This is a genomic window from Paenibacillus sp. NFR01 (assembly GCF_900111565.1).
Lineage (GTDB): Bacteria > Bacillota > Bacilli > Paenibacillales > Paenibacillaceae > Paenibacillus_AQ.
The window spans coordinates 56188-67177 of the sequence record NZ_FOIK01000009.1 but is presented as its reverse complement, the minus strand read 5'-3'; the positions used below and the strand labels follow the sequence as shown (position 1 = coordinate 67177).

Annotated in this window: 13 protein-coding genes and 1 rRNA gene; 2 read left to right on the top strand and 12 right to left on the bottom strand. The window is 51.1% G+C overall.

Annotated features, from left to right (window positions below):
- The 3 genes from BMW84_RS23540 to BMW84_RS23530 form a co-directional block, all read right to left on the bottom strand.
- Positions 1-246, bottom strand: a 16S ribosomal RNA gene (locus BMW84_RS23540); the annotation flags it as partial.
- A gap of 292 nt (positions 247-538) precedes the next feature.
- Positions 539-769 carry a hypothetical protein gene (locus tag BMW84_RS23535; protein WP_025336637.1) on the bottom strand — a complete coding sequence of 77 codons (231 nt, stop codon included), beginning with the start codon at positions 767-769 and terminating at the stop codon, positions 539-541.
- A 200-nt stretch (positions 770-969) separates the two neighbouring features.
- Entirely contained in the window at positions 970-1578 is a 609-nt protein-coding gene (locus BMW84_RS23530) for a stage II sporulation protein M (protein WP_091072813.1), read from the bottom strand.
- 88 nt (positions 1579-1666) lie between these two features.
- Between BMW84_RS23530 and pdaB the strand changes: the two genes are divergently transcribed.
- Complete coding sequence (gene pdaB / locus BMW84_RS23525; protein WP_091072811.1) at positions 1667-2470, top strand: polysaccharide deacetylase family sporulation protein PdaB; 804 nt, start codon at positions 1667-1669, stop codon at positions 2468-2470.
- A gap of 7 nt (positions 2471-2477) precedes the next feature.
- Here pdaB and BMW84_RS23520 read toward each other — a convergent pair whose 3' ends face one another.
- On the bottom strand, positions 2478-3299 hold the full coding sequence (locus BMW84_RS23520; protein ID WP_091072810.1) for a PPK2 family polyphosphate kinase: 822 nt from the start codon (positions 3297-3299) through the stop codon (positions 2478-2480).
- A gap of 86 nt (positions 3300-3385) precedes the next feature.
- Positions 3386-4012, bottom strand: coding sequence for a KinB-signaling pathway activation protein (locus BMW84_RS23515; RefSeq protein WP_091072818.1), 627 nt, complete (start codon positions 4010-4012; stop codon positions 3386-3388).
- 125 nt (positions 4013-4137) lie between these two features.
- On the opposite strand from BMW84_RS23515, the gene gerD reads away from it, so the two are divergent.
- Positions 4138-4842: a spore germination lipoprotein GerD gene (gene gerD, locus BMW84_RS23510; protein ID WP_091072808.1), complete on the top strand. Its 705-nt coding sequence runs from the start codon at positions 4138-4140 to the stop codon at positions 4840-4842.
- 63 nt (positions 4843-4905) lie between these two features.
- Here the strand turns inward: gerD and BMW84_RS23505 are convergent, their stop codons facing one another.
- From BMW84_RS23505 to truA, 7 genes are all read right to left on the bottom strand, one after another.
- Positions 4906-6012: an Mrp/NBP35 family ATP-binding protein gene (locus BMW84_RS23505; RefSeq protein WP_091072806.1), complete on the bottom strand. Its 1107-nt coding sequence runs from the start codon at positions 6010-6012 to the stop codon at positions 4906-4908.
- Between the two features lie 94 nt (positions 6013-6106).
- Positions 6107-6853, bottom strand: a complete 747-nt coding sequence (gene cwlD, locus BMW84_RS23500; protein ID WP_091072804.1) for an N-acetylmuramoyl-L-alanine amidase CwlD — start codon at positions 6851-6853, stop codon at positions 6107-6109.
- 70 nt (positions 6854-6923) lie between these two features.
- Positions 6924-8099, bottom strand: coding sequence for a sulfate adenylyltransferase (gene sat / locus BMW84_RS23495; protein WP_091072802.1), 1176 nt, complete (start codon positions 8097-8099; stop codon positions 6924-6926).
- Between the two features lie 36 nt (positions 8100-8135).
- Positions 8136-8828 (bottom strand): phosphoadenylyl-sulfate reductase, encoded by a 693-nt coding sequence (locus BMW84_RS23490; protein WP_091072801.1) that lies wholly within the window; start codon positions 8826-8828, stop codon positions 8136-8138.
- 190 nt (positions 8829-9018) lie between these two features.
- The gene (rpsI, locus tag BMW84_RS23485) at positions 9019-9411 is read right to left on the bottom strand and encodes a 30S ribosomal protein S9 (protein ID WP_091072799.1); all 393 of its coding nucleotides are present in this window, start codon (positions 9409-9411) and stop codon (positions 9019-9021) included.
- Positions 9412-9431: 20 nt separating this feature from the next.
- Positions 9432-9869: a 50S ribosomal protein L13 gene (rplM, locus tag BMW84_RS23480; protein WP_091072797.1), complete on the bottom strand. Its 438-nt coding sequence runs from the start codon at positions 9867-9869 to the stop codon at positions 9432-9434.
- A gap of 230 nt (positions 9870-10099) precedes the next feature.
- Positions 10100-10879, bottom strand: coding sequence for a tRNA pseudouridine(38-40) synthase TruA (gene truA, locus BMW84_RS23475; RefSeq protein WP_091072795.1), 780 nt, complete (start codon positions 10877-10879; stop codon positions 10100-10102).
- Positions 10880-10990 lie beyond the last annotated feature (111 nt).

The window sequence follows — 10990 nt, the reverse complement described above, 5'->3', positions numbered from 1 at the left end:
ATGCGCCGCAGGCCCATCCCATGATGACAGATTGCTCCGTCTTTCATCCTCTCTTCAGGCGAAAAGAGGAATTATCCGGTATTAGCTACCGTTTCCGGTAGTTATCCCAGTTCATGGGGCAGGTTGCCTACGTGTTACTCACCCGTCCGCCGCTAAGCTTATCCCGAAGGATAAGCTCCGCTCGACTTGCATGTATTAGGCACGCCGCCAGCGTTCGTCCTGAGCCAGGATCAAACTCTCCATAAAGGTGTTTGACTTGCTCATTTAAAACATCTGACGAGAATTTGCATTCTCTTTAATACTCACTCGTTGTTCAGTTTTCAAAGATCAAACATCTTCTTTTTCGTCATCGCTGTTTGTCAGCGGCGACTTTTATAATATATCACACTGTTTCGCGTTTTGGCAAGTACATTTTTTCAAAAAGTTTTTACCGCTTCGTCCTTGCCTGCATTCCTTTTTACAAATCGAAAAGGAGCGCGAGATATAATTTAACACATCGGCTCCTTTTTAGTCAACCTATTCAATTTAATTTCAAGTCCTAATGTTTAAATTGGGATGATCGTCCACCCCATGCATATTTGGACAGTTCTTTTTGCGGAGCAAAGCGGGCATACATGCGGAATACAGTTTTATATCGATTGGCAATGGCGTGCCGGATATTTTGGTCAAGACGCTGATCGCTTAAATCCAGAAGCATTTCATCAAGCTCTTTGCGCAAAACATAGTCAAGTTCCTTGCACTCCTTTTCGTTGAACAACATTCCCAACATAGGCTTGGCCTCCTTCATGTTATTAAGTTAACCGATTGTAAAATGCTTCCGCTCGCGCAATAGAAGTCAGTTCGCTTGGTGGGGAAGGCTGCTGCTGATCCATTTACACTAGATTAACCTGCATGCCATAACTGTAACCAGAATTATTAAAATTCCCCAAAATTTCATGGCTTTAATGGTATGCTCAAAACCCGGACATTTTATGAGAGAAGCGAAAAGGTTATTGTGCTTTCGATCAGCGCTGCCAGAAGCAGCAAAAGAACGATCCAGAAAGAGGCCGTTGCAGTTAGACGAAAAAAGCTCTTCCAGGAGTTCCGCTTCAGCTCTTCGCTTCCGGGACGAAACAGAAACCTCGCCACTCTGCCCCCGAACTTTAATCCAAACGCGCAGGCAATCAAAATGGCCGGTATTTCAATAATTCCATGCGGAAGCAGCCCTTTAACGATTAGCGCAAACAGATCATCGCCCTGCAGCGCCGAATAATGAATCAGATACCCGATAACTGCACCATTAATAAGCAGGAAAATCGCCGGCAATATACCAAACAGCGCTCCAGCGAATATAATCAGCACGCCCTTAACGCTATTGTTCAGAAAGATAAATATAAAGAAGCTCAGCTTCGGATGCTCCGTATCGCGCAGATTGCCGCTGATTTGGCCAAGCCCCTCCACTTGCTGATGAATGAGCCGTTCGATACTCCCCGTCCCGATCCAGCCAATGATGCCCCCAGCGACAAACAAGAGTAACGCCAGCAGCAAAACTCCGCGGATATGGGACAAGCTTTTCATAAAGCCGGAAAAAGAGAACATTGCGACCTCCCGTGTTTCGGTCATAAGCTTTCGGTACGAGCATACATTTAGAGTAAACAAGCATTTGCATGAGAGGAGCGCTGCTCGTATGAATTCGTTTTATGTATTTAGCGGCAAAAAAATCAAGCGGTTTTTTTACATCATGGCCGCTGCGCTGCTTGCCGCCGGCGTCTTTTACGTGGAGAGGGGCAACATTACCGTTTTTTCGGATTCGGGACCTTCCGCCATCTACAGCGTACCGACGGAAAAAAAGCTGATTGCATTAACGTTTGATATCAGTTGGGGGGATAAGCGCGCAGAGCCGATCTTAAAGGTGTTGGAAGACAAAAAAGTGGACAAAGCGACCTTCTTCCTGTCTTCGCCCTGGAGTAAAACCCATCCCGACATTGTCAACAGCATCAAAGACGCAGGATATGAAATCGGCAGCCACGGGCATAAGCATGTCAATTACAGTACGTTAAGCAATGAGGAAATCCGCACTCAAATCGCTACAGCGCATACCGTATTGACCGAGCTTACAGGCAAGGAACCCAATCTGATCCGCATGCCTAACGGGGACTTTGACAAACGCGTGCTGCAGGTGGCCAGCGATATGGGTTATAAAGTCATTCAATGGGACACCGATTCGTTGGACTGGAAAAACATCGGCGTCGAGAATATCGTCAAACGCGTGACGACCAAAGCCCACCCCGGGGATATCGTCCTTCTGCATGCCAGCGACTCCTGCAAGCAAACGCATGAGGCGCTCCCGCAAATCATCGACAACCTCCGCAGCCAAGGATATGAGTTTGTGACGGTGTCCGAGCTGATCAGCCAGGGCAGCGCAGACGGCAAAGAGGTCCGCGATTCCGCTTCCCTGACCGATCAACTGGAGGATGCAGCCGGAATGTGATTCAAGATTAATGGCGCGGCGTGATGAGCTTGGAGATATCCGGGGTTGGCGTGTTCAGCTTCGGATATTGCAAATCCAGGCTCTCCAGCGTTTTTACTACTATTGCCAAAGCAAGGTAGTTTCGGTACCAGCGATGATTGGCAGGAATCCAGTACCAGGGAGCTTCTTCGATGCTTGTTTCACGGAAGATATCCTCATAGGCCTCTTGGTAATCGTCCCAATATTTGCGCTCTTCCAGGTCGCTGGCGTCAAACTTCCAATGTTTGGCCGGGTCCTGCAGACGTTCCTGAATTTTCTCAAGCTGCTTTTCCTTGGAGATATGCAAAAACAGCTTAATAATCGTAGTTCCTTCTTCCGCCAGCATTTCCTCAAAATGACGGATGTACTTGAAACGTCTCTTGATCTCCTCTTTGCCGATATCGCCATGCACCCGGGGAACGAGAACCTCCTCGTAATGCGAGCGGTTAAAAGCGGCTATATACCCTTTAGGTGGGGTTTTCATATGCACTCTCCACAAAAAATCGTGGGCTGCTTCCTCTAGCGAAGGTTTTTTGAAGCTGGTTACCAGAAAGCCTTGGGGATTAATGCCGGAGAAGATATGCTTCACCGTACCGTCTTTCCCGCTGGAGTCCATGCCTTGAAGAATGACAAGCAGGGAATGCTTTTTCTGAGCGAACAAAATGTCCTGCAGCTCCGCCAGCCGATCCTTCAGGGCCTGCATTTTAACGGCCGCTTCCTCTTTGGAGTCGAAGTCGCCGCTCTCCCCTGGATCGAGCTTCTTCAGAATTTTTTCATTGGTGTCTTTTATCATATAGCGCTTGATATTCATATATTCCCTCCTGTTCCATAAGATTAACCGCTAGACGCCGATTTTAATCGCTTGCGATTGGGATAGACCAAAAACCCCGTCCCTGGTTACAGGGAAACGGGGTTGTTTGCTTTTTCGCGGGATCTTGCCAGGTCCGGTTTCAAAATCCGGTGCAGCGTCATAATCTGGAACGCATTGCAGGCCATCAGCGGGACGACGATAAATACGGTGGCACTGTTGACGCCGATGCGCAGCACACCGATCGTTTCGACGATAGTCACTGCAGTCATAAAGAAAAACGTCGGAATCCAGGCCGAGGCATTGGTACTCCGCACCTTGAAGTAAGCTACTGCCAAAGCAACCACCAGGATGCTTATGCACAGCAGCAGATCCGAGGCGATGTCTCTTTCCCCGCCTACGAACGTGCGCAGGAAACCAAGCTCCAGCAGGGCCAGAATCGACAACACCAATTGTATGTACTGCCATGTTTTGCGCGGGAATACGCCATTGCCCATATAAATAAGAATCAGGTAAGCAAAAAATCCAAGCTGTGCATAGACGCTGACCAGCACGCCGTAACCCACGAGAATAAGCGGGTAAATGAAAAAGTCGGCCGCGCTTTTAAAATCGATGCCTCCGTTAAACGCCTGCAGGCTAAGACCGGCAACAACCGCTCCGCCCGCGCCAACCAGAAGAGTGGTCCAAAAAAGACGAAACCATTTTCTCAGATTCAGCGCCTTCACCTCCCTGTCACATTTATTTTACCAAGGTTGCCGGGAAAAAACCATTGCGGGGCAACATAAAGTTGCTTACCCGCGGCATACTACAGACAGGAGTCCAGAACAGGAGGGCAGCGCCGATGAAATGGAGATTGTTGTGGCCTGGAGGCTTGGCACTGAGCCTTGCCTTAACCTTGACGGCATGCGGATCGGATCAAAGCGGTTCATCATCCGGTCAGCCAAGCTACAAGGAAATGAAAACGATGGTCGTCGATATATTGAAAAGCGATGATGGCAAAAAAGCGATCGAGGAGGCTCTCACTACCCCAAGCTCCGGCTCGGAAGGGGGCGGCAGCAGCGGAATCAGCATGAAAATGATGCCTCTTCAAACCTCCGAGCAAATCCGCACGGCAGTGAAGGATACGCTGACGGCACCGGAATACCAGAAGGAAATCGAGAAGATCATGACCGACCCGACGTTTGCCGGGGATTTCGCCAAAGCCATTAACAAAGAAAGCAAAGAGCTTCATTTGCAGCTGATCAAGGACCCGTCGTATCAGAAATCCGTCGAGGAAATTATGAAGTCGCCCGAAATGATGACCATGTTCCTAAATCTTATGAAAACCTCGGATTACCGCAAGCAATCCATGACCATTATGCAGGATGCCATGCAAAACCCTCTCTTCCGCATGGAAGTTCTGGATTTGCTGAAGACGGTCGTTCAAGATGAGCTCCAGCCTAAGGTTCAAAAGAAGGGCGAGGATAAACAGGGACAAGGCGAAGGGGGCGGCGGTGGAGACAGCGGTGGCGGCGACAGCGCTAAACAAGACGGCGGCGGTTCTTAAACCGGCGCAGCAAAAGCAAAGAGCCTTTCCGATAAGCGGAAGGGCTCTTTGCTTTTGGAACCATTATTCACATTTCAGGATCACTCTGTCCGCCAGCTCGTCAAAAAGCACTCCCGTGGCGCTCTCGGCCTTGTATACGGACGGCGAGAAATCAGGCTCCGATACATGGTTGTCTGGCGCCCCCAGCGGCAGCTGCGCCAGCAGCTCGGTATGTAGCGTCTCCGCCAGTCTTGCCCCGCCGCCGCGTCCGAAGATATAATCCCTCTTTCCGCAGGAGGAGCACTCGTAATATGCCATATTTTCGACTACGCCAAGAACTTCATGTTCCGTCTGAAGCGCCATCGATCCTGCTCTAGCCGCCACAAAGGCCGCCGTCGCGTGCGGCGTCGTAACGATAATTTCTTTGCTGCCCGGCAGCATCTGGTGGACATCCAGCGCCACGTCGCCGGTTCCCGGAGGAAGATCAAGCAGCATGTAATCCAATTCGCCCCAGCCGACGTCGCTGAAGAACTGGCGCAGCATCTTGCCTAGCATCGGCCCCCGCCAGATGACCGGATTGTTCTCACGGATAAAGAAGCCCATGGACATGACTTTAACACCGAAGCGCTCCACCGGAATAATCGTACCTTCCTCCACCTGCGGCCCTTCTTCGATCCCCATCATATCCGGTACGCTGAACCCGTATATGTCGGCGTCAATTAATCCGACCCGTTTGCCTTTGCGGGCCAGCGCTGCCGCCAAATTAACGGTAACAGTGGACTTGCCAACCCCGCCCTTGCCGCTGGCAATTGCGATAAAATGTACGCCGGACTCTTCGCTCAACAACGGAAGCCCCTGCAGGCCCGCTGCGTGCCCTTTCGGCTTGTCCTCTTGCTGCGTTGAAGAATCCGCTTCGTCGCTCCCTGAACGATGCAGAGACCGCTCATAATCGGTCGCATCGCGCAGCCGGATGTGGATGTTCTGAACCCCTGCCTCGGTCAGGCGATCTCGGACTTCCTGTTCCAGCTTCATCCGGTTTTGGTCGTCCGGGTCAAGACAAACGACCGATAACGATACCCGGTCTTCTTTTACCATAATGTCGCGGATCAACTGCAAATCCACGAGGCTTTTTCCCGTTACCGGGTCTGTGACGACTTGCAGCAGCTCTTGAATATGTTCCCTGGTCAGCATGGAAAGCACCTCAATTTCGTTCCGGACGGGCAAGCTCCGGTAGTTTTGGCTATATTATAGCATTACCGTCCATCCGATGAGTAGTCGCCGTTCATTATGGCTGCTTCGCCATATAACTTAATACTCCGCGGTAGATGCTTGTCGCCACTTTCCGCTGATACACATCGTCGCCAAGCAGTGCCGACTCCTGTGGATTAGACAGGAACCCGACTTCCACGAGCGCGGCCGGCATCTTCAGCGCTTTCAGCAAAAAAATAGTATTCGCCGTCTTGGCAACCCGGTCCGTATTCTCCAGCGTTTTGCGCAGCTCCTCCTGAATCAGGTCGGCAAGCACCTTGTTCCCCTCATGATTAGGGTAAAAGAACGTCTGTGCCCCGCTCCAGCGGCTGGACGGAACGCTGTTCATATGTATGCTGATAAACATATCGGCGTTCTCTTCCTCAATCGTGCGAACCCGCTGCTTCAAGTCCTCCGTCTTACGCTTGGAATAGCCCTTCGTACCCTCCTGCGCCAGATCGTAGTCGCCTTCCCGGGTAAGGACAACAATGGCTCCGGCTTGCTGTAAATAATCGCGCAAATAAAGAGATACGGACAGATTGATATCCTTTTCGATCAAGCCTTCACGGCTGACGGCCCCCCCGTCCGGACCGCCATGGCCGGCATCGATAGCAATGACTTTCCCCGACAACGGCAAGCTCCAATAATCCACCGTTTTGGCCGTAGGCATATCGTAAGCGACGATCCCGATCATGACAGCCAGCAGGATGAGGCCAACGACGCTTTTTTTGATGGTGCTCCAAGAGATCCAGACCGAGAACTTCCCCGTCTTTCGCCCAGACATAGCAAAGACCCCCTCGTCCCAATAGATACTACTCATCTATATGGGACAAGAGGGCCAATTAGTACAACTCCTAGGATTCGGCCGTAACTTCCTGAGCCATGCCTTCAATCAGGATCCGCGCCACTTCCGGACGGGTGAATTCCGGCGGCGGGCATTCTCCGGCGCGCAGCAGGCCGCGCACCTTGGTACCGGACAGCGTCAGATGCTGATCGGCCGGATGCGGACAAGTCTTGCTGGAGGCCATATTGCCGCATTTTATGCAGAAAAAGCTATGTTCGAAGAACAGCGGGGTGATTCCCAATTCTTCGGCTGTGAAGTTGCTGAAAATCTCCTGCGCTTCATAAGTGCCGTAGTAGTCGCCAACGCCGGCATGGTCGCGGCCGACGATGAAGTGGGTACAGCCGTAATTTTTCCGCACCATCGCATGGAAAATCGCTTCCCGCGGTCCTGCATAACGCATGGCTGCAGGAAACACGCCGAGGAACGTACGGTTTGCCGGATAATAGTTCTCCAGTAGCGCAAGATAGCTCTTCATCCGTACATTCGCAGGCACGTCATCGGATTTGGTTTCGCCGACAAGGGGGTTCAGGAACAAAGCATCGACAATCTCCATGGCGGATTTCTGGATATATTCGTGAGCGCGGTGCACCGGATTGCGTGTCTGAAAACCGACCACCGTTCTCCAGCCCTTTTCGGCAAATATGCGCCGCGTCTCAGCCGGATCGAAATAAAACTCGCCGAATTTCTCCGGCTGCGGACGGTTAAGCACAGTAATCGGTCCGCCGACATAAGTCGCTGGCCGCGCGAGCAGCTTACTGACACCAGGATGGGCAGGATCAACTGTTTTGAACACGTTTTGTGCTTCCGTCGCCTGTTCGACGCTGTAGATGCTCTCGATATCGAGCAGAGCATAAACGACGCCATCGCCTTCGCCTACGAGCGATACCTGGTCGCCGATGCTGAGGCTGGAGGCAACTTCATCGGTGACGGCCAGCGTAATCGGAATACTCCATACGGTCCCGTCGGCGAGCCGCATCTTATGCACCACTGAGGTATAATCCGCTTCGTTCATAAAACCGGTGAGCGGAGAAAACGCGCCGACACCGATTAGATCAAGGTCGGAAATCGTCCAAGTATTAATGGCAATGGATTTGAGGCCCGAAGCCTGCTGCAGCAATTGTTCTCTCTGAGCTCCCTCAGCTACGCGCTGAATCAAGGTTCCTCCGTGAGGAAGTATTGAAGTCATTCCTTTTCTCTCCTTCTGCTTCAGGCTAATGCCTTATTATTTATGCAAACCGCATTCCGTCTTCTCCGAACCGGACCATCTGCCGGCACGTGGATCCTCGCCTGGCATTACCGCTCTGGTGCACTGCTCGCAACCGATGCTCGGAAAGTTACGGTCATGCAGCGGGTTATAGATCAGGTTGTTCTCGCGAATATAGTTCCAAACATCTTCGGACGTCCAGTCGGCAATCGGGTTGAACTTCACCAGACCGAATTTATAGTCATATTCCACTTTCTTGGAATTGGCGCGGGTAGGTGCCTGATCCCGGCGGATCCCGGTAATCCACGCTTCATATTGCGAAAGGATACGGGTCAGCGGTTCCACCTTGCGGATAGCGCAGCATTGGTTCGGATCAACCGACCAAAGCGCTTCTCCGTATTGGGCTGCTTGCTCTTCCGGTGTAATCTGCGGCGATACGCGGACAAACTCCAAGCCATATCGGTCCGCAATGGCATCGCGGGTCTCGTAGGTTTCTTTGAAGTGATAGTCCGTATCGAGATAAAATACATCGGTAGACGGGCTTACCTTTTGCAGCATATCGACGAGCACTACATCCTCGGCGCCAAAGCTGCAGGCAAAGGTTATATTCGGGAACGTAGCAACCGCCCAAGCGATAATCTCCTCCGGCGTCGCGCCTTCCAGTTCTTCCGCTTTAATCTTGATCAGATCTTCTTTTTCCAACAAATTCATATTGAATGTCCCCTATCTAAAAATTTAGGCTGCGATTCCGGCTGAATGTTATGACGACAATTCCAACTGTTTTTATATGAAATAGTATAAAGCATACCGGTAGTATGTCAATCCTTTAATCCGATAAAGATATAACAAAAAGCCCCCGGCCAGAGGCCGGAGGCTTGTGATCCTTGAAAACCAAGGAATATTAACGTTTCGAGAACTGTGGAGCGCGACGAGCGGCTTTGAGGCCGTATTTTTTACGTTCTTTCATGCGTGGGTCACGAGTCAGGAAGCCGGCTTTTTTCAAAGCGCCACGATATTCAGGGTCAACTTTGAGCAGAGCGCGGGAAATGCCGTGACGGATTGCGCCGGCTTGGCCGGAAATACCGCCGCCATGAGCGATTACGAGTACATCGTAGTTGCCCAGGGTTTCAGTCAGAGTAAGTGGTTGTTTAACGATCAGTTTGAGCGTTTCCAGACCGAAGTAATCGTCCATCTCGCGTTTGTTAATGACAATGCGTCCTTCACCCGGTACAAGGCGAACACGTGCTACCGAATGTTTACGACGACCTGTCCCATAGTATTGTACTTGTGCCATGAAACTGTCCTCCTCTATTCTTATCCGCGAAGTTCGTAAACTTCAGGTTTTTGTGCTGCATGTGGATGTTCGGCGCCGGCATAAACTTTCAGTCTCAGCTTCATGTGATTGCCTTGACGAGTCTTAGGAATCATGCCGTGTACGGCGGATTCGATAACGCGTTCAGGTTTTGTTTTCAGCATGTCGTCGGCTGTAGTTACTTTCAGGCCGCCCGGATACATCGAGTGACGGTAGTATTTTTTGTTTTGCAGTTTCTTGCCTGTCAGGTGAATCTTCTCCGCATTGATGACGATAACGAAGTCGCCAGTGTCAACGTGTGGAGTGAATTGCGGTTTGTGTTTGCCACGGATCAGAGCAGCGGCTTCACTAGCCAAGCGACCAAGTGTTTTGCCTTCGGCATCAATAATGTGCCAATTGCGCTCAACTTCGTTCGGCTTAGCCATATAAGTGGTACGCATGAATGTTTCCTCCTTGTTCTCGTACGAAAATCTTCTGTTTCGTATATCGTTGTTCTCTCATTAGTTACATTTGTATGTTAGGGAAAAGCTTGATTGTTGGCATCTTCTTGATCGGGGCTGTGGGATAGCCATCAAGAAAACACAACTTTTATATTACAGCATAATACGGATAAGCGCAAGTGTTTTTGTAAATGCACCTGGCCTTTTTTATCAAAACGATCCGCAGTGTGTTAACGGTCTTCATCTTCGTACTCAACGCTCCACAGCGCCAGTCCTTTGGCCACAGCCGTAGGCCCTGCCGCCCCGCGATCGCAAGCCGCAAGAATCGCCGCAACATGCTCTGGGGCATATTTGCCCTCGCCCACCCAGATCATCGTGCCCATAATAATACGGACCATATGCTGCAAAAAACCGCTGCCCGTAATATACGTATGAATGATTCCCAGATCAGCGGAATTCGGCCGGCTGAACATCCTGTCCACTTCCATATGGACATCATAAATCGTACGGACATGGGAGGCTTTTGTGGAATGGCGAGAAGCAAACGAAGTGAAGTCATGGGTACCCAGGAGAAACTTCAGGCCCTGCTCCATGGCCTCTAAATCCAGCTTCACCGGATGGTGATGCTGCCAGCGCCGCTGAAACGGGTCCGGGAACCGGTTGCCGTTAATGGTATACCGGTAAGTCTTCCGTTTCGCCCCTCTGCGTGAGTGGAAAGAAAACGGTACTTCTTTCGCCTCGGTAACCACGATATCCTCCGGAAGCCGGGCATTAAGCGCCAGACACCACCGTTCCAGAGGAATCTTCGAGGACGTCATGAAGTTAAACGGCTGCCCGTAGGCATGAACCCCTGCATCCGTACGGCCGGAGGCCGTAATCTTGATCGTCTCTCCGGTTAGCAGGTAAATGGCTTGCTCCAGCCGGTCCTGAATCGTATTCCCCTGTGGTTGGGTCTGAAAACCGTCATAATGCGTGCCATCGTAATGGACTCTCATTAGCAGGTTGCGCATACTACCCGTCCTTTCCGCCGATTTCGCACAAAAAAAAGAGCCCCGGCGGGAGCTCCTTCTACTCTATACAAGGTGATTCCCGCGGTTAATTGTACGGCAGGGCCAAGATGC